This is a genomic window from Paenibacillus sp. PL2-23, assembly GCF_040834005.1.
In the GTDB taxonomy this organism is placed as follows: domain Bacteria; phylum Bacillota; class Bacilli; order Paenibacillales; family Paenibacillaceae; genus Pristimantibacillus.
In genome coordinates, this window is sequence record NZ_CP162129.1 from 3,799,916 (window position 1) to 3,817,828 (window position 17,913).

A 17,913-nucleotide genomic window follows, 5' to 3' on the forward strand; every position below is an offset into this window, starting at 1 on the left:
GCTCTCCCTTCGGCAGCAAGCACTGTAACGAAGGCAGGGCGGGGCATTTTGAGAAAAGTATACTATGCGTGCATGGGATTGTGTTCCTTGCGGCCCGGAATCTCTCCCGTCTCCTCGAACACTCTGACAATTTCGTCGATCTCTTTCTTGAGCTCGTTCAGAAGCTCGGCCTCCGGCACCTTGCGAATCATCTCCCCGTAACGGAACAGCATGCCTTCGCCTCTCGCACCCGCGATCCCGATATCCGCCTCGCGCGCTTCTCCAGGGCCATTAACGGCGCAGCCAAGCACCGACACCTTGATAGGCACCTTAATCTTGGCGATGTATTCCTCCACCTCATTGGCAATGGAGAACAAATCAATATCCAGACGTCCGCAGGTCGGGCAAGAAATTAATGTCGCCGCGTTGGTAATCAGGCCAAATGTCTTCAGCAGCTCTCTGGCCACCTTCACCTCTTCTACGGGATCCGCGCTTAAGCTGATTCGTACCGTATTGCCGATGCCGAGAGCAAGCAAAGCGCCGATGCCAGCCGAGCTCTTGATTGTGCCGGAATGGAGCGTGCCCGCCTCCGTAATGCCCAGATGCAACGGGTACTTGATCTTCTCGGCTGCCATGCTGTACGCCGCGATAGCCATTGGCACATCGGACGCCTTCAGCGAAACGATGATGTCATGGAAGTCCAGGTCCTCCAGAATGCCGATATGGAACAAGGCGCTTTCCACCATCGCTTCAGGAGTCGGGTAACCGTATTTCTCCAGCAAGTGGTTCTCCAGCGAGCCGGCGTTAACGCCGATTCGAATCGGAATGCCTCTCTCCTTGCAGGCTTTAACGACAGCCTCTACCTTCTCGCGGCGGCCAATGTTGCCGGGGTTGATCCGAACCTTGTCGATGCCGTTCTCGATGGCCATAAGTGCCAGCCTGTAATCGAAATGAATGTCCGCCACTAGCGGTATATGAATGCGCTTCTTAATTTCCTTTATCGCTTCGGCCGCCTCTTTGTTGTTTACGGTTACGCGCACGATTTGGCAGCCCGCTTCCTCGAGCCGGAGAATCTCCGCAACCGTCGCCTCCACATCCGCAGTCTTCGTTGTGCACATGCTTTGAATAATCACTTCATTGCTGCCGCCAATCGTCAACTCGCCGACCTTGACCGCAACGGTATCTTGGCGCAAATACATAATCGATCTCTCCCACCCTAGCTAATAAGCCCTATATACGTCATGATACTGAATCGGCAGACGAAAGTCCACCCCATAGCCTCGCTCGTGCGGCGGACTATGGGGTGGACTCAGACACGCCTTAGGCGCTTTCTTCTTTTTTCTTGCCTTTTTTGGCTGTCAGCTCCGGCATGATTTTGTCCTGTACCGACTTCTCGGTAATCAGGCAAGTATTCACGTCGTCGCGCGATGGCACCTCGTACATCACTTCCAGCATGATGCCTTCGATGATGGCGCGAAGTCCGCGAGCGCCGGTGTTGCGCTTAATGGCTTCCTTCGCAATGGCGTCAAGCGCCGCCGGCTCGAAGTCCAGCTTCACGTTGTCCATCTCAAGCAGCTTCTGGTATTGCTTCACAAGCGCGTTCTTCGGCTCGGACAGAATACGCACCAGCGCCGGCTCATCAAGCGGCTCCAGTGTAGAGATAACGGGAAGACGTCCCACGAACTCCGGAATCAAGCCGAACTTGAGCAGGTCCTCCGGAAGCACCATGGACAAATATTCGCCCGGCTTCAGATCCTTCTGGGCTTCGCCGCCCGAGCTGAATCCGATGACCTTCTTGCCGATCCGGCGTTTGATCAGCTGCTCCAGCCCGTCGAAGGCACCGCCGCAGATGAACAAAATATTGGTTGTGTCGATCTGGATAAACTCCTGATGCGGATGCTTGCGGCCGCCCTGAGGAGGTACAGAAGCAACCGTTCCCTCCAAAATTTTCAGCAGCGCCTGCTGAACGCCTTCGCCGGAGACATCGCGCGTAATGGACGGATTCTCGGACTTGCGGGCTACCTTATCGATTTCGTCGATATAGATAATGCCGCGCTCTGCCTTCTCCACGTCGTAGTCAGCCGCTTGAATCAGCTTCAGCAGGATGTTCTCGACATCCTCGCCCACATAACCCGCTTCGGTCAGGGACGTTGCGTCTGCGATTGCGAATGGCACGTTCAAGATTTTGGCCATCGTCTGAGCAAGAAGCGTCTTGCCGGAGCCTGTTGGGCCAAGCAGCAAAATATTGGATTTCTGAAGCTCAACGTCTTCGATCTTGCTGCCGGAATTAATCCGTTTGTAGTGGTTGTACACGGCTACGGACAGCGATTTCTTCGCTGATTCCTGGCCGATGACGTACGAATCCAATATGCCGCGAATATCCTTCGGCTTCGGAATATCCTTCAGATCCAGCTCTTCTTCGTTGCCAAGCTCCTCTTCTACGATTTCCGTGCAAAGCTCAATGCACTCATCGCATATATAGACGCCAGGACCGGCTACCAGCTTGCGAACCTGATCCTGCGATTTGCCGCAGAACGAGCATTTCAATTGGCCTTTCTCGTCGTTAAATTTAAACATGCGCTCACCCCTTCATTTAAGTCGTTACACAAGGCCCGGTGAAGTGATAACCTTGTCGATCAAGCCATAAGAGAGCGCCTCTTCCGCACTCATAAAATAATCGCGGTCGGTGTCGCGGTCGATCTTCTCATACGGCTGCCCCGTACGGTCCACATAGATCTCGTTCAGCTTCCGCTTCGTCTTCAGAATCCAATCCGCATGAATTTTAATATCGGTTGCCTGCCCGCGAACCCCGCCAAGCGGCTGATGGATCATAACCTCAGCATTCGGAAGCGCAAACCGCTTGCCCTTCGCGCCTGCCGTCAGCAGAAGCGATCCCATGCTGGCTGCCATGCCCATGCAGATTGTGGATACGTCCGGCTTGATGTACTGCATTGTATCGAATATCCCCATGCCCGCGGTTACAGAGCCGCCAGGGGAATTGATATAGAGATGGATATCCTTCTCCGGATCGTCGGCCGCCAAGAACAGCAGCTGAGCGATAACAGAGTTCGCGACATCGTCATCAATCGCGCTTCCGAGGAAAATAATACGATCCTTCAGCAATCGGGAGTAAATGTCATAGGACCGTTCTCCTCGATTTGTCTGCTCGACTACGATAGGTACCAGATTCATGCGACCAACCTCTTTTCCATTGTGGGAATGTATGTTGCCACTTCATTGTAACACGTACGGTTATGTCTGTCATATGTCTACTAACAGCGTATGCGACAGCGGTCTTGCTATATGTATGCGGAACCTCCGCGGGGTCTTGCAGCCAAGCCATATGTAGGGTCAAAATAAGGCACGTATCGTAAACGCGCCTTATCCTGAGGTGTTGCCTATTCTTCTATGCCGGATAGGACCGGAGCTGTATTAAGCGGTTTTGCTGTTGTCCAGCAAGAACTTAATCGTCTTGCGCAGCAAAATATCCTCTTGCAGATTGCTAATGTTGCCGTTTTTCTCGAAAATGCTGCGAAGCTCTTCAGCAGGACGGTTGTACTGCTTGGACAGCTTCTCCAGCTCCTCGTTCACATCTTCGTCAGAAGCCTCGAAGCCTTCAGCCTTGGCGATTGCTTCCAGAACCAGGTTGTTGCGCACGCGCTTCTCAGCGTCAGCACGCATCTGGCCGCGAAGCACCTCTTCGCTTTGTCCGGAGAACTGGAAGTACAGGTCCAGGCTCATGCCTTGCATCTTCAAACGGTTCTCGAAGTCCTTCACCATGTAGTCGGTTTCGGTATCGATCATCGCAGACGGAATTTCAACCTCAGCAGCGGCAGTTGCCTTGTCGACAACAGCTACCTCGCGAGCTTGCTCCGCTTCCTTCTCCTTGCGTTCTTTGAGCTTCTCAGCCAGATCCTGCTTGTATTCCTCCAGCGTGTCGAACTCGCTGACGTCCTTAGCGAACTCGTCGTCAAGGGCAGGAAGCGATTTGCGCTTCAGCTCATGCAGCTTCACCTTGAAGACGGCAGGCTTGCCGGCCAGGTGCTCTGCATGGTAGCTCTCAGGGAATTGCACTTCCACGTCCTTGAAGTCGCCAAGCTGCATACCTACCACTTGATCCTCAAAGCCTGGAATGAACGAACCGGAGCCGAGCTCCAAGGAATAACGCTCAGCAAAGCCGCCTTCGAACTGTTCGCCGTCTACATAGCCGTCGAAGTCGATAACTGCCGTATCGCCATTCTCGGCAGCGCCCTCTTCCACAACTGCAAGCTCAGCGTGACGGGATTGCAGACGCTCAAGCTCAGCTTGAATTTCCTCTTCGGATACAGCAGCCTCTGTCGCTTCGATCTCCAGGCCTTTGTATTCGCCAAGGGTCACTTCAGGCTTCACTGTAACCTTCGCCACGAATTTGAAGGCTTGGCCCTTCGCGAATTGCGTCACGTCAATCTCCGGACGGTCAACAGGCTCGATCTCGTTCTCTTTAACCGCTGCCGTGTAGGCTTCCGGAAGAAGAATGTCGATAGCGTCCTGATACAGGCTCTCCACGCCGAAGCGGGATTCGAAGATGCCCCGCGGTACTTTGCCTTTGCGGAAGCCCGGAACGTTAACCTTCGCGGATACTTTCTTAAAGGCTTGATCCAGTGCTGTCGCGACTTTGTCCGCGCCGACCTCCACATCGATAGAAACGATGTTCTTGTCTATTTTTTCCCAAGTAGCTTTCATTTTATGCCTTCCCCTCCAAAAATGCGCTTATCCACACATGTTTTCACGTTACATAAACCATTCCATTATAAACAAGTTGGACAAGCATTTCAAGGCTCGCTTTGGCCGCCGCCCGTTTGCAGGAGCATAGCGACGCTGCGCAGCGTTCTGCAGGCTTGTTCATATCGGAATCTCATACTGTCGGTAATGCCGTAGGTTTCACGAATATCGTCATCATTCGCCGAACCATACACGGTCAGATGAAGCGTCAGATGAAGCGCCGCCGCGAAGCAATCCACCGTCTCCTCGCTTTCATCCAGCATCCACCTGTAGGCGGAAGTGCCATATAGAAACTGCAGGCTTTCCTTCCAAAGCTCCCGGGCGAAATGAGGCAGCGTCGGGTCGTCCACCTCGGCGACAGACTCCGTCCGCTCCTGGATTCGACCGATCGGCTCGGGGAACCCCTCCATGCTCAGCGGCGTCTGCTCGATATCCAGCGTCACCCGCTCGTCCAGCCTATCCAGATCAATCGTGCCCGCCACGCCTCGTCTTCGCAGGCACTGGAGCGCCTTGAACTGCACGATAGGATGCACCGTCGTGCCTTCCAGCCATTCCACGATCAAATCCGATACGCCGTCGTCCTCTATGTATGCCGCTCTCTCCAGCGCAAGCAGCTGCTGGTCCATCATGGGATGATGCTGCATGATATACATGACCTGGCTGATATACGCCTCGTCCTGGTTGGGCGGCCTCAGCAGCTGCTCCCGCAGCGCCGTTTCATCGTCAGAGCCGTCAGCCGGCTCTGCTTCCGCTTCATCTCCGCCCGGGAACGCCATATCGAGCCACCCCAGCAGGCTTTCCCATTCCTCGTAATGCCGCTTCTCCTGCCCTTGGCATTGGAGCAGAAAGCGCAGCAGGTTTTTGGCTTCGCGATATTGCTCTGCCTCCAGCATACGGGTCAGCTGAATCTGATACTGGTCCAGCATGCTGGGAAATAAATAAACATTGTCCTTGCCCTCGGCTTGAGGGTCACCGGGTTGTTGAGGAGTTGTAATAGTCTCACCGCCTTCGTGGTACTCCCGCCAAAATCGTCATTCGGGCAGCTGCCCTAATCTTGCGAACGATTATACCACGTGCCGGCTCCAGAAAAAAATATCGATTCTCCAATGCCTTTTTTTCAAAAAATGCTTGCATGACCTTGGTATGTCATGCTATAGTATCAATTACGCGTCCCAGTAGCTCAGTTGGATAGAGCACTCGCCTTCTAAGCGAGTTGTCGGGGGTTCGAATCCCTCCTGGGACGCCATAATATCATTTCCCTTACCTATGAACAGGCCGCCAAGCAGAGCAGAATGCTCCGCGAGGCGGTCTTTTTGCGTGTTATGGCCCCGGCACCAGCAGCATGAATCGCTGCTGGGACGGTGTCTCGCTGCCGCCCTTCGGCTCCGTGCTGAGCGCGATATGATCCGCGTAGGGCAGCAAATCGGTTTTCATGTGCAAATATCCCGCTCCGCCTGCAAACTTCACGATGCCTAAGGAATACCTGCGAGCGCCCTGAATGGCCCACGCCTGATAATCCTCCCCATCTTGTCGTGCGAGCGGGTCCAGCAGCAGAAACGCTTCCCTGCTGTCTCCGCTTAGCCAGAGATAGCCCTCCCGCGCTTCTCCTTGAGGAGCAATGCGGTAGCGGGACGTGTCTGACGCCCTTACCAATTGCAGCGCGGCAGGCTCCTGGCTCTCTACATAAGAGAGCAGATGCTCGTCTGAAGCAGACGTGAGCCGGTCCTGCGACATCAGCATCGCAACGAGTATTACGGCTGCGACAGCGGCAGAGCCGGCAAGGAGGCTTCTTCCCAGCCAGCGGCCCGCCCCCTTAAGCCGGACCCTCCGCCTAAGCGAAGCGCGGCGGCTGGGAGTCAGCTCGTAAGCTTCGGGAGCTCCGTCGTTCTTTCCCGTGGTCGGGCTGAGGAGCTGCCCCCACTCCTCGCGCAGCGCTTGGCAGCTGGCACATTCAGCCGCATGCAAGTGCAGCGCTGTCCGCCTGACGGTGTCGGCATGGCCTATCAGGGCGTCGATCCAATCCTGCTCAGTGAAGCCAGCCTCGCATGTCGTCTTGGCAGCTTCCAACTCTACTTTATCCCTGCTCATCCGCCTCCTTCCTCCCTTCCGAAGCCCTCAGCAGCCCAGCCTCGCCTCGTCAGCGATTTGCGAAGATTGTGAATGCCGTATCTGATCCACGACTTGACCGTGCCGAGCGGCACCTCCCACTCCTCTGCCAGCTCCCTATGTGTCCGATGGCGGTAATAAGCGGTTACGAGTGCATTACGCTGCTGCTCCGGTAGCTCCTCCAGCGCATCTCTGACAGCACGCCGCTCCATTGACACCAGCGTCTTCTCTTCCGGTCCCGGTTCGACCTGGAACCGCTCCGCTTCTTCCGCGTCGTGCACGACAACGGTCCGGCTGAGCTTTCTCATTCTGTCCATGCAGCGGCTCTTCGTCATCACGGCCATCCAGGCGTCTACAGAGCCCCTGTCAGGACTATACTGCCGTCCCTTGCGGATCGCCTCCAGGAAGATATCATGGCAGACATCCTCCGCCTCCATTCGGTCGCCGAGCAGTCTGCACGCAATACGCATGACAAGCGGTACGTAATGGCTGTAGAAGCGGTCGAAGGCCTCGCTGGAGCCCTCGCACATGTCGCGAAGCACGGCTGCCATCGCTGCGTTGTCCTGGCAGCCGTTCCAATGGGCATTCTCTCGATTTTGACGCACCCCGCATTCCCTCCCGAGTAGTCGAAAGTTATGTTTAATTCTTTTTTTATCAAAAAATGAACCGTTTGAAAACTCCCAAATAAATTTTAAAAAAGCGTAAATCCAACAGCCCTGTTGGATCGTAATCCGAATGAAAGGGCGCCCACAGCGCCTGCCAAAATTTCAAATCGGAGGTTGAATGCCATGCGCAAAGCATGCCGCCAGGCTTCGATCCTGGCACTTGTTATCGCTGTATTGACATTAGGGGGACTAGGGCTGTCGCCGCAAAGCGCGGAGGCCGCGAACACGCTGGAGCTGTTCACGCCGTATACCGCTGTTGACGCCGCGCCGGGAGAATCGATCTCCTACAGCATTGAACTGATGAACCGGGGGGAAGCAACCGTCAAAGCCGATATCAGCTTTCAGAACACGCCTGACGGCTGGTCCTATGAACTGACGGCGGGAGGCAGGGTGGTCAAGCAGCTGGCCGTCAAGCCAGAGAGCTCGGAAACGCTCAGCCTGAGATTGGATGTGCCGCTTCAGGTCGATAAGGGAGAATACAGCTTCACTGTGAACGCAGGCGGCGCCCAGCTCCCGCTTCGTGTGTTCGTTGCGGAGAAGGGCTCCTATACCTCGAAGCTGGAGGTCGAGCAGCCTAACATCGAGGGGCACGCGGACTCCAGCTTCACCTTCTCTGCCAAGCTTTCGAATCAAACTGCGGAAGAGCAGACCTATGCGCTTGCCGCATCGGTCGACAACGGTTGGGAGGCGCGCTTCACCTCCGGCGGGAATGGCGTCACGTCCGTAACCGTCGAGCCAAACGCTTCCCAGACGTTGTCCATTGAGCTCCTGCCCCCGGATCAGGCCAAGGCCGGCACCTACAGCGTTCCGATTATGGCCGCCAACAGCTCCACCAAAGCGGAGACGACGCTGGAGGCCGTTATTACCGGCACCTACGGCATCGCGCTGAGCACCGCTGACGATCGGCTGAATGCTGCAGTGAAGGCGGGAGGCAGCCGTTCGCTTCAGCTGGTTGTCAAAAACACCGGCACCGTCAAGCTGGAGGATGTGAGCTTGAACGCGCAGACGCCCGCTGAATGGGACGTCACCTTCGAGCCCAAAACCATCCGTTCGCTGGAGCCAGGCACAGAAGCAAGCGTTCAGGCCGTGATTCAAGCCTCCGAGCAGGCTTTGCCTGGCGATTACGCGCTGAACCTGTCGGCCGGCACCGCTCAGAAATCTGCGGACGCCGCCATCCGAGTTGCGGTGAAATCATCTACGCTGTGGGGCTGGATCGGGATTCTGATCATTGCCGCTGTAGCCGCTGGTATCTACGGCCTATTCCACAAATACGGGAGGCGTTGATCGTGGAGCAGCGCACCTATACAGAAGCCGCCGTCGAGCTGACGGGACTAACCAAAGCGTACGGCAGCCATCTAGCGGTCAACAAGCTGGACCTTACGATTCGCAAGGGTGAAGTATTCGGCTTGCTGGGACCGAACGGCGCGGGCAAAACCACAACGATTCTAATGATGCTGGGACTAACCGAGCCGACAGCCGGTACTGTGCGCGTGCTGGGTCTCGACCCGGCTCGAAGCGCGCTGGACATTAAACGCCGGATCGGCTATATGCCGGACGACCTTGGCTTCTACGAGGATCGGACCGCAATAGACAATTTGATGTACACAGCGGGGTTGAACGGCTTCTCCAGGCAAGCAGCCCAGCAGAACGCATTGGAGCTGTTGGAGCGTGTCGGCTTGTCTGGAAGCGGCAGGAAGAAGGTTGGCGCATTCTCCAGAGGGATGCGCCAGAGACTGGGACTAGCAGACGTGCTGATCAAACGTCCCGAGATGATCATTCTGGATGAGCCAACGCTCGGCATAGACCCCAAAGGCGTGCAGGAGCTGCTGGAGCTCATTACGACCCTCAGCAGGGAAGACGGCCTCACTGTGCTGCTCTCATCGCATCATCTGCAGCAAGTGCAGCAAATTTGCGATCGGGTCGGCTTGTTTGTCGGAGGGAGACTGGTCGCATGCGGCGGACTGGAGCAGCTCTCGGGCATGCTGGAGGAGGAGCACGCCGTTGTCATCGAGCTGGAGTTTGGGAATCCAAGCGAGCGCCTGAAGCCCGCCTTGCTGGCTATCCCTGGCGTTAGGGACATGAGGGAAATCGCCATGCTGCCGGACGGTCGTTTCAGGGCGGAGCTGCAATGCGACACCGACGTGACAGCCGCCGCGGCGCGAACGGCTTCCTCGGAAGCAGAGCTGTATGCCATTCATAGACGAACGTATAGTCTGGACGATGTGTATCGTCGTTTTTTTGAAGGAGGTGACACACATGCCGTTTAACGGCTTACGCGCTAGGCTGTCGGAAAGATTCTCTCTCCGCAAGGGCGGTGAATCGTCCGCCGCCGCTTTCTGGGTCATGGTGCGCAAGGAATTCGGAGATCACGTTCGAAGCTGGCGATTTGTCATTCTGATGGGCATTATTTTGCTGGCCTGCATCGGCTCTGTCTACTCAGCGGTTACCGCGCTCCGAAGCGGAGCCAACGAGGATACAAGCATGGCGTTCCTGCAAATCTTCACCTTGTCGGATGGAACCTTGCCTAACTTTATCGCGTTTGTCACGTTTCTCGGTCCGCTCATGGGCATCGCTCTCGGCTTTGACGCCGTGAACGCGGAACGCAGCAGAGGCACACTTAGCCGTCTGATCTCCCAGCCCATTTACCGGGACGATCTGCTGAAGGCGAAATTTGTGTCCACGCTGCTCGTCATTACGGTCGCTATATTCGCGCTTGGGCTGCTTGTTATGGGGCTTGGCCTTATTGTAATCGGCTATCCGCCGACGCCGGAGCAATTTCTGCGGGTGCTGCTCTTTCTGATCACGTCCGTTGTCTATATCGGCTTCTGGCTCAATCTGTCCATCCTGTTTTCGGTCCGATTCCGGCAGGCGACCACCTCGGCGCTTGCGGGCCTCGCGATTTGGATATTTTTCACCGTATTCTATGGCATGCTCCTGAACCTCGTCGCCAAAGGCGCCGCTCCGTCGGAAAATGCGGGCGCAGAAGCTGTGATGCGCTATCAGGAGCTTATTCTATCGCTCAACAGACTGTCCCCGTCCGAGCTGTTCAATGAGGCCAACACCACTCTTCTTATGCCTAGCGTGCGGTCTCTCGGACCGCTGACCATGGAGCAAGTGGTGGGCGCTCTGCCTTCACCGCTGCCCCTTGGCCAGAGTCTGCTGCTTGTCTGGCCGCAGCTTACGGGTATGCTGTCCGCCACGATGATCTGCTTCGGCCTGTCCTATCTGCTCTTCATGCGTCAGGAGATCCGTTCGCGCTCTTGATTTCGCCTAAGCCGGCCCTACTGGGGCCGGCTGCTCTTTTAGACCCCTCCAACCTTATCCACCGCCGCCCCGGCGATTCGGACCGCCGATTATATCGTGTATAACCAATAACTGCATAATATTGGACCACATTCTTCATACTAATCCCAAATCGAACCAGACTAGGGGTGGTCATCCATGTGTCTCATGTGTCCGGATCAAATGGGCAGCTCAACTCCGAGCAGTACACCTGTGCAAGGAACAGCTCAGCCGGAGACCAAGGGATATGAGGCGGACGCTGGCACGCCCAAGCAGCCGATATCGGATGTATTGGGGGATAATATCAGCCAGCTGGAAGCTATCTTCTCCAGAAACGCTGATATCGTATTCCGGCATTGGAGCTACGGCCCGGAGCTCCAGCATTCGGCATGCTCCGTCTATTATGAAACCCTGATGCAAGGCGAAATTATCAATTATATGAAAAGCTCCTTGCAGGATCTTGTCGCTCACGAGGTCGGCCCCGCTACGACGATTACGCCGGAGAATGTCATTTCCTTCTTCGAGCATCAAGGGGTTTCCGAGAAAAAGGCCGATCTGCTGGATGACCTGCATCAAGCTGTGTTTCATATATCTTCGGGCAACTTTGTTATTTTCTTCAATGAATGGAACAAGGCTCTGGTCTATCAATCGCTGACCATGGAGTCGCGGCAGGTATCAGAGCCCACCAATGAATCCGTTATTCAGGGACCTCGGGAAAGCACCGTTGAGAACCTGCAAAAAAATGTAGGGCTTCTCCGCATGCGTCTCAAGACGCCGGATTTCAAAACCGTAGCGTTGTATGCGGGGGGGAAAACTCAAACACGGATTATTTACGGCTATGTGGAGGGCGCCGCGGATCCCGAAATGCTGAAGGAATTCGAGAAGAGAATCCAAAAAGCAGCCGAGATGGAAATATTGGAGACCTCCTACATTGAGCAGCTAATTGAGGATTCAACCTGGTCTCCCTTCCCGCAGCATCGTTATACGGAACGTCCCGATACGGCAGTAGCGGCCATGTTGGATGGCAAGATCGCCGTGCTTACACAAGGGACGGGAAGCATTCTATTATGTCCGGGAATGTTCCCGGAATTTTTCCAATCAAGCGAAGATTATTATCAGAGAACCGTGTACTCCAGCATGATCCGCTTCCTGCGCATCATTGCGTTTTTACTGGCGTTGACGCTTCCCAGCATCTATATCGCCTTATCCACCTTCCACTCCGAGCTCATCCCGACCGTCTTGCTGCTTGCGGTCATTGATACGAGAGAAGGCATACCGTTTCCCGCTTTCTTCGAAGCGTTAATTATGGAGTTTTTCTTCGAGCTCCTGCGGGAAGCAGGCGTACGGCTGCCTAAGCCCGTTGGGTCAGCCGTCAGCATCGTTGGGGCTCTCGTCGTAGGCGAAGCGGCAATCAATGCCGGAATCGCGTCACCGATTATGGTTATTATCGTTGCGCTCACCGGCATCGCATCGTTTTCGATTCCTCAATACAACATTGCGATCGCTTTGCGGATCTTAAAGTTTCCGCTTATGCTTTCCGCATCCATCATGGGGGGCTTCGGCATCATGATTGTGTTTATCCTCATCTTGCTGCATCTTTGCAAGCTGCGTTCGCTTGGACAGCCTTATTTGACGCCTATTGCTCCGCTTCGGGCAAGCCTGCTTCGGGATGTCTTCATAAGGGCTCCATTGAAATCACTGCTTCAATCACCGCGCAAGCATTCGCCTAAAAACTAGCGGCCGCTTGCAACCATAATGAATCGGAAAGAATGATGGGATGATGTTTAAAAAAAGGATGACCCTCGTTTTATTGTGCGCCGCCCTGCTCTTCCTGCCCGGGTGCTGGAATAAAAGAGAGCTGGATCACTACGGATTTGTAATGGCGATTGCGATCGACCAGGGCAAAAACAAACAGTTGGAATTGACCACGCAGATGTACCGCCCAGTCACCGGGCAAAATGGGGGCGGAGGAGGCTCACAGAGCCCCACGGCGAACCTGCTGGTCAAAACAACGGACGATTCCCTATTCGAAGCGATCCGTGATATTCCTATCCATCTCGGCAGGAAGGCTACCTGGAGCCATATGCGCGTGATCATCATTGGCGAGAAGCTGGCGAAGTCGACCGACGTCGGCAAGCTGATCGATTTTTTTTACCGGGATCATGAACCCAGACATACGATCTCCCTTATGATTGCCAAAGGACGCGCGGATCGTATATTGGAAATCGAGCCGGAGATCGAGCAGACCATCGGGCAGCAGCTCTTGCTCACCAAACAGGTATCCTACAAAAACTCCGCCAAATCGATGGATACGACGCTGCTCAAATTCGCTCTGCAGATGGGCAGTCCGAATAACGATGCGGCTATCACCTATATTTACAAGGACAGTATGGACGAATTGAATACAGCAGGTTTGGCACTTCTGAAGAAGGGCAAGATGATCAACATCCTGCCTTCCAAAAAAGTGGAAGGGCTTGTCATGCTGCGGAATGAATTTAAGTCCGGCATTGTAGAAATCCCCTGCCAGGAGAAGCTTCAGACAGAATCATTTGAGGTGCTTGGCCTGAATACCAGGATAAAGCCCAAGCTTGAGGGAGACAAGGTGAGCGTACTTGTAAAAGCCTCGGTAGAAGGAGTCATCGGAGAACTGAAATGCACAGAGATCAAAACAAGACAGGATGAGGAAGACTATATCCTCAAAATTGAAAAGGAAATCCAACATCAGATGCTCTCGACCATCCAAGTGCTTCAGGCTAATAAAACGGATATCATCGATATCGGCAATTCGATCGCAAAGTGGCATCCCAAAGCATGGAAAGGCATGAAGGACTCTTGGGAGGATCAATTTGCCGGGATCCCTTTCGATATTCAGGTCGACGTCAGGCTCATAACGACCGGCACCGCGATTGGAAAGCCGGCTGTTTCGGGGGATAGCAAATAGCGAGAGGAGAACGGCATATGGTAGAACGCGTCATCGTGCTGCTGGCCGCATACGGCTCTATATTTGTGTACGACAGGTCTTTGTGGCAAAGCGAGTCAAGCAGGGCGGAGAAGGCGGCATACATCATTCTTATGATGGTATCGCTGTATTTCGCCGTCGACTATGCACTGGCTTTCCCATTTGACTTTCCTGGCATTTACGAGCTGGCCGATCTCGTGTTCACAGACATGGCCCGTACGATAGACAAGTGGCTGACCTTGCCCAATCAGTGACGAACAGCGATAGGAGGTGAATCCATATGGAGCAGCAGGAAGTAGTCAGCCCTATGCAAATGGGTGTGTTATTCTATACCTTTATGACGGGCTCTTCTATTATCAATATCCCTTCCCCGCTAATCGGCAAAGCGGATAACAGCGCCTGGCTTTCCCTGATCATCTCCGGAGCAGTCGGCATGGCACTTCTAGCCTGTATGCTCTATCTGCACGGCCGTTTCCCGAGATTGAGCTATGTGGAATACAGCCGCAAGCTGATCGGCACGTGGCCGACGCTTGTCATCGCTGTCCTGCCTCTTTCTTGTTTGCTGCATATGCTGTCAGCGATTGTACTCGATATCAGCTTGTTTATGCAGAGTGCCATGCTCAGAGAAACGCCAACCTACTCCTTCACATCTCTGATCTTTATGGTTGCGGCATTGACCGTTCGGGCAGGGCTTGAGGTTATGGCGCGGATGTTTACCATGATCATGACTCTGGTCGTTATATTTGTCAGCGCCGTGCTCTTGCTGGCGATTGAGGATTACAGTCCCGGGCATCTTGTCCCGCTCATGCCAGAGGGCGTGCTGCCCGTGCTGAAAGGCGCTTTTTTTTCGTACGGGTTCCCTTATGCTGAGTTGTTTCTGTTCGCAATGCTGCTGCAATTCGTTCATAAAACGGCTAACAGCGAGCTTAAACGCAAGATGATTCTGGCGTTGCTGTTGAATATAACCACTCTGTGTGTATCCATCGTTTGCACGATCATGTTATTCGGACCGCTCGCCGGCATCAAGAAGTATTCCCTGTACGAGCTTGCCCGCACGGTGGAGGTGCAGGAAATCATCACGAGGATCGAGTCCGTTATCGGAATATCTCTCATAGCAGGCTCCTATATGAAGGCGACTATTACCTTGTACGTGCTGAGCCTGTTCATAACGCATCTCTTCAAGCTCCAGAATTATCGAATGATCGTGACGCCTATCGCGCTGATCGCCTTTCTCCATACGCTGGTGGGGTTCAAATCCGATATGCAGTGGGTGGAGATGGTGTCGATCGTTCATCCGTTATGGGTCACATTTGCCTTTACCGCCCCTCTGCTGCTCGTAACAGCCGTGGCCGCCATTCGAAGGCGTGTAAGATAGCGCTTATACATCATGATTTCCACAGCCAACAGACCCATCGTCATGTCGACGATGGGTCTGTTCTCTCTCGCTTATTCCTTTGTTTCCGACAGACAGCGAGTGATCTCATCCCCCGCCAGCTCGATCACACGAGCTCCGAATGCCTGCCAGCTGCTGTGAGCCTCGTCTTCGTTGAGGGAGCCGCTCGTCAGGCTCCGGAACGCCTGGTGCATATTATTATCGAACCAGTCTGCCTCTCTGTCCGCGTCGTTACGGAGCACCTCATGCAGCACTAGCGCTGCGCCGCCATTTGAATAATAAGCCAGAACGACCGGTGCGTTGTGATCGTCCGTCCGAACCTCCACCTCCGCGCAAGGCATACCGTCTCTGCTCACCACACCTCTCACGCGCGCTTCCAATGGCTTCATTCGCCACACCCGCCTTTCCCTATAAGATCCCCATGGATTCGATGTGCCGCTTGGTTTCTCCAGTGCCGCACTCATACAGCTGCTTGTAAATGAGGCTTACAATTTCGTCAGAAGCAGCGTTTATCGTCTCGTCTCCGCTAGTGCCGTACGGCGTGTGCGCGAAGTGCGCGACCTCCGCTTCATCCATAGAGGCCAGCTCCTCGAACAGCTCGCGCAGCCGGGCAACCTCCTCGTCATTCGCGTATATCGCCAGCTCATAGGCTGCCGCCTCGGGATCCTCCAATATTTGACCGGCTTGAACGGAAACAAAAAATTGCTTTCTTCCGCCGTGCCCTTCCCATTCATCCTGCTGATGCATCTGCGCTCATTCCTTTCTTCCTTCCTGGAAGTGGCTTTCAGCTGTTGTCGCCTCCTCTAGCATCCCCCGTTGGACAGACATTTTATGCCTTTTTTCAGCATATAACTGTTACTATCGCTATTGGAGTCCAGCATAGAGAGGAATGAGATGGATGTGCGGAATTACCGGCTGGATTGATTGGAACAGTGACCTAACCAAGGAAAGCGTCAATCTGGAAAAGATGACCGACACCCTTGCCCCGCGCGGCCCCGACGCCGCAGGCACCTGGATATCGGCTCATTGCGCGCTTGGCCATCGACGGCTGTCGGTTATGGACCCGGAGAACGGTGCCCAGCCTATGATTCGGTATACTGGGGATGACAAATACGTTGTCGTCTACAATGGAGAGCTGTACAACGCTCCCGAGCTGAAGAAGGAGCTGGAGAGCAGGGGACGTTCCTTCACAACAACCTGCGACACCGAGGTGCTGCTGGTCGCATTTATGGAATGGGGACGCGCATGCGTTGAGCGCTTTAACGGTATTTTCGCGTTTGCGATATGGGATGTAACGGCGCAGGAGCTGTTCCTCGCGCGTGATCGACTTGGCGTCAAGCCGCTGTTCTTCCGGAGAAGAGACGGCTTGTTTATTTTCGGCTCCGAGCCCAAATGCATTCTGGAGCATTCCGCGGTCAAAGCGGAGGTGGGAGCCGAGGGCCTTGCCGAAATATTCGTTATTGGCCCCGCTCGCACGCCGGGACACGGCGTATACAAGGATATTGAGGAGCTGCGGCCAGGCAAGTGTATGGTTGTGAACCAGGCGGGCGCAAAAACCATCACGTACTGGCAGCTGCGGAGCTCGGAGCACACACATAATGTAGAGGAAACCGCCGAGCATGTCGGCGCCTTGCTCAAGGATACGGTGGAGCGGCAGCTTATCTCCGATGTGCCCGTATGCACGCTGCTGTCCGGCGGACTGGACTCCAGCGCGCTGACGACGCTTGCCGTGAACTATTATGCGGCGAATGGTCAGGGCAACGTGCACACGTATTCCGTTGATTACCGCGACAACGACAAGCATTTCCAGGCGCACGCGTTCCAGCCGAACAGCGACGCTCCGTGGATCGAGCGCATGACGAAGCATCTGGGTACCGTGCATCACCCCATTCAGTTCGATACGCCAGAGCTGGCGGCCGCTCTCCATGACGCAACACTGGCGCGCGATTTGCCGGGCATGGCCGATGTCGACGCTTCCCTGCTGCTCTTTTGCCACGAGATCAAGAAGGGCGCGACCGTCGCGATCTCTGGCGAAGCGGCGGACGAAATATTCGGCGGCTACCCCTGGTTCCACCGGGAGGAGGCGCTGAGCGCCGATACCTTCCCATGGTCGCTCGCCACAACGATGAGGGCGGGATTGCTGTCTCCCGACATCGCGGAGTGGATTAAGCCGGAGCAATATATCGGAGATCGGTATGCGGATGCCGTAGCCGAGGTGCCTCAGCTTGACGGCGAGGACGAGGTAAGGCGGCGGATGCGGCGAATGTCTTATTTGAACATTACCCGCTTTATGCCAACGCTTCTGGATCGCAAGGACCGGATGAGCATGGCGGCTGGACTTGAGGTTCGGGTGCCATTCTGCGACCATCGACTCGTGGAATATGTGTTCAACATTCCATGGGAAATCAAAACAGCGGGCGACCGGGAGAAGGGCATTTTGCGCAAATCGCTGCAGGGCGTGCTGCCGGACGACGTATTATGGAGGAAGAAGAGTCCCTACCCGAAGACGCATAACCCGAACTATCTGACCGCGGTCAAAGGTTTGCTGCTAGATGTACTCAACGACCCGTCCTCCCCGCTCCTGCCCCTCATTAACGTGAAGAAGGTTCGGGAGCTTGCGGAATCCGATTCAGCGAAATCCAATCTGCCTTGGTTCGGACAGCTGATGTCGGGTCCCCAGCTGTTCGCCTATTTGTACCAGGTCAATTTGTGGCTGAAGACGTATAAGGTTTCCATCGGTTAGAGAAAGGTTAGTATATGGAGAAATA

General features: G+C 54.8%; 17 protein-coding genes and 1 tRNA gene. 9 read left to right on the forward strand and 9 right to left on the reverse strand.

The window, feature by feature from the left end:
* Positions 1–62 precede the first annotated feature (62 nt).
* The 5 genes from ispG to AB1S56_RS16700 form a co-directional block, all read right to left on the reverse strand.
* Positions 63–1,178, reverse strand: a complete 1,116-nt coding sequence (ispG, locus tag AB1S56_RS16680) for a flavodoxin-dependent (E)-4-hydroxy-3-methylbut-2-enyl-diphosphate synthase (protein ID WP_340869408.1) — start codon at positions 1,176–1,178, stop codon at positions 63–65.
* 121 nt (positions 1,179–1,299) lie between these two features.
* Positions 1,300–2,556 (reverse strand): ATP-dependent protease ATP-binding subunit ClpX, encoded by a 1,257-nt coding sequence (gene clpX / locus AB1S56_RS16685; RefSeq protein WP_340869406.1) that lies wholly within the window; start codon positions 2,554–2,556, stop codon positions 1,300–1,302.
* 24 nt (positions 2,557–2,580) lie between these two features.
* Positions 2,581–3,171, reverse strand: coding sequence for an ATP-dependent Clp endopeptidase proteolytic subunit ClpP (clpP, locus tag AB1S56_RS16690; protein ID WP_340869405.1), 591 nt, complete (start codon positions 3,169–3,171; stop codon positions 2,581–2,583).
* Between the two features lie 240 nt (positions 3,172–3,411).
* Positions 3,412–4,701, reverse strand: a complete 1,290-nt coding sequence (gene tig / locus AB1S56_RS16695) for a trigger factor (RefSeq protein WP_340869403.1) — start codon at positions 4,699–4,701, stop codon at positions 3,412–3,414.
* Between the two features lie 89 nt (positions 4,702–4,790).
* Entirely contained in the window at positions 4,791–5,666 is an 876-nt protein-coding gene (locus tag AB1S56_RS16700) for a hypothetical protein (protein WP_340869400.1), read from the reverse strand.
* A gap of 243 nt (positions 5,667–5,909) precedes the next feature.
* Between AB1S56_RS16700 and AB1S56_RS16705 the strand changes: the two genes are divergently transcribed.
* Positions 5,910–5,986 (forward strand) — tRNA-Arg (locus tag AB1S56_RS16705).
* A gap of 74 nt (positions 5,987–6,060) precedes the next feature.
* Here AB1S56_RS16705 and AB1S56_RS16710 read toward each other — a convergent pair.
* Positions 6,061–6,828 (reverse strand): anti-sigma factor, encoded by a 768-nt coding sequence (locus AB1S56_RS16710; protein ID WP_340869398.1) that lies wholly within the window; start codon positions 6,826–6,828, stop codon positions 6,061–6,063.
* Positions 6,825–7,451, reverse strand: a complete 627-nt coding sequence (locus AB1S56_RS16715) for a sigma-70 family RNA polymerase sigma factor (RefSeq protein WP_340869396.1) — start codon at positions 7,449–7,451, stop codon at positions 6,825–6,827. Before AB1S56_RS16715 ends, AB1S56_RS16710 begins: the two co-directional genes overlap by 4 nt.
* Before the next feature lie 183 nt (positions 7,452–7,634).
* Between AB1S56_RS16715 and AB1S56_RS16720 the strand changes: the two genes are divergently transcribed.
* From AB1S56_RS16720 to AB1S56_RS16750, 7 genes are all read left to right on the forward strand, one after another.
* A complete protein-coding gene (locus AB1S56_RS16720; protein WP_340869393.1) occupies positions 7,635–8,795 on the forward strand; it encodes an NEW3 domain-containing protein in 1,161 nt (386 codons plus the stop codon).
* 2 nt (positions 8,796–8,797) lie between these two features.
* The gene (locus AB1S56_RS16725; RefSeq protein WP_340869390.1) at positions 8,798–9,778 is read left to right on the forward strand and encodes an ABC transporter ATP-binding protein; all 981 of its coding nucleotides are present in this window, start codon (positions 8,798–8,800) and stop codon (positions 9,776–9,778) included.
* Entirely contained in the window at positions 9,768–10,775 is a 1,008-nt protein-coding gene (locus tag AB1S56_RS16730) for an ABC transporter permease subunit (protein ID WP_340869389.1), read from the forward strand. The genes AB1S56_RS16725 and AB1S56_RS16730 overlap by 11 nt, the downstream gene beginning before the upstream one ends.
* A gap of 231 nt (positions 10,776–11,006) precedes the next feature.
* Complete coding sequence (locus AB1S56_RS16735; protein ID WP_340869388.1) at positions 11,007–12,530, forward strand: spore germination protein; 1,524 nt, start codon at positions 11,007–11,009, stop codon at positions 12,528–12,530.
* A gap of 40 nt (positions 12,531–12,570) precedes the next feature.
* On the forward strand, positions 12,571–13,734 hold the full coding sequence (locus AB1S56_RS16740) for a Ger(x)C family spore germination protein (RefSeq protein ID WP_340869386.1): 1,164 nt from the start codon (positions 12,571–12,573) through the stop codon (positions 13,732–13,734).
* 17 nt (positions 13,735–13,751) lie between these two features.
* Entirely contained in the window at positions 13,752–14,006 is a 255-nt protein-coding gene (locus tag AB1S56_RS16745) for a hypothetical protein (protein ID WP_340869384.1), read from the forward strand.
* A 26-nt stretch (positions 14,007–14,032) separates the two neighbouring features.
* Positions 14,033–15,127, forward strand: coding sequence for an endospore germination permease (locus AB1S56_RS16750; RefSeq protein ID WP_340869382.1), 1,095 nt, complete (start codon positions 14,033–14,035; stop codon positions 15,125–15,127).
* A 71-nt stretch (positions 15,128–15,198) separates the two neighbouring features.
* Here the strand turns inward: AB1S56_RS16750 and AB1S56_RS16755 are convergent, their stop codons facing one another.
* Both AB1S56_RS16755 and AB1S56_RS16760 read right to left on the reverse strand, forming a co-directional pair.
* Positions 15,199–15,534 carry a hypothetical protein gene (locus tag AB1S56_RS16755; RefSeq protein ID WP_340869380.1) on the reverse strand — a complete coding sequence of 112 codons (336 nt, stop codon included), beginning with the start codon at positions 15,532–15,534 and terminating at the stop codon, positions 15,199–15,201.
* Positions 15,535–15,553: 19 nt separating this feature from the next.
* On the reverse strand, positions 15,554–15,892 hold the full coding sequence (locus AB1S56_RS16760; RefSeq protein ID WP_340869377.1) for a hypothetical protein: 339 nt from the start codon (positions 15,890–15,892) through the stop codon (positions 15,554–15,556).
* A 151-nt stretch (positions 15,893–16,043) separates the two neighbouring features.
* Between AB1S56_RS16760 and asnB the strand changes: the two genes are divergently transcribed.
* Positions 16,044–17,888 (forward strand): asparagine synthase (glutamine-hydrolyzing), encoded by a 1,845-nt coding sequence (gene asnB, locus AB1S56_RS16765; protein ID WP_340869375.1) that lies wholly within the window; start codon positions 16,044–16,046, stop codon positions 17,886–17,888.
* Positions 17,889–17,913 lie beyond the last annotated feature (25 nt).

Excerpts from the sequence above, each read along its gene's own strand:
- ispG (WP_340869408.1), bottom strand. The coding sequence starts at position 1,178 with ATGTATTTGCGCCAAGATACCGTTGCGGTCAAGGTCGGCGAGTTGACG.
- clpX (WP_340869406.1), bottom strand. The coding sequence starts at position 2,556 with ATGTTTAAATTTAACGACGAGAAAGGCCAATTGAAATGCTCGTTCTGC.
- clpP (WP_340869405.1), bottom strand. The coding sequence starts at position 3,171 with ATGAATCTGGTACCTATCGTAGTCGAGCAGACAAATCGAGGAGAACGG.
- tig (WP_340869403.1), bottom strand. The coding sequence starts at position 4,701 with ATGAAAGCTACTTGGGAAAAAATAGACAAGAACATCGTTTCTATCGAT.
- AB1S56_RS16700 (WP_340869400.1), bottom strand. The coding sequence starts at position 5,666 with ATGCTGGACCAGTATCAGATTCAGCTGACCCGTATGCTGGAGGCAGAG.
- AB1S56_RS16710 (WP_340869398.1), bottom strand. The coding sequence starts at position 6,828 with ATGAGCAGGGATAAAGTAGAGTTGGAAGCTGCCAAGACGACATGCGAG.
- AB1S56_RS16720 (WP_340869393.1), top strand. The coding sequence starts at position 7,635 with ATGCGCAAAGCATGCCGCCAGGCTTCGATCCTGGCACTTGTTATCGCT.
- AB1S56_RS16730 (WP_340869389.1), top strand. The coding sequence starts at position 9,768 with ATGCCGTTTAACGGCTTACGCGCTAGGCTGTCGGAAAGATTCTCTCTC.
- AB1S56_RS16740 (WP_340869386.1), top strand. The coding sequence starts at position 12,571 with ATGATGTTTAAAAAAAGGATGACCCTCGTTTTATTGTGCGCCGCCCTG.
- AB1S56_RS16745 (WP_340869384.1), top strand. The coding sequence starts at position 13,752 with ATGGTAGAACGCGTCATCGTGCTGCTGGCCGCATACGGCTCTATATTT.
- AB1S56_RS16750 (WP_340869382.1), top strand. The coding sequence starts at position 14,033 with ATGGAGCAGCAGGAAGTAGTCAGCCCTATGCAAATGGGTGTGTTATTC.
- AB1S56_RS16755 (WP_340869380.1), bottom strand. The coding sequence starts at position 15,534 with ATGAAGCCATTGGAAGCGCGCGTGAGAGGTGTGGTGAGCAGAGACGGT.
- AB1S56_RS16760 (WP_340869377.1), bottom strand. The coding sequence starts at position 15,892 with ATGCATCAGCAGGATGAATGGGAAGGGCACGGCGGAAGAAAGCAATTT.
- asnB (WP_340869375.1), top strand. The coding sequence starts at position 16,044 with ATGTGCGGAATTACCGGCTGGATTGATTGGAACAGTGACCTAACCAAG.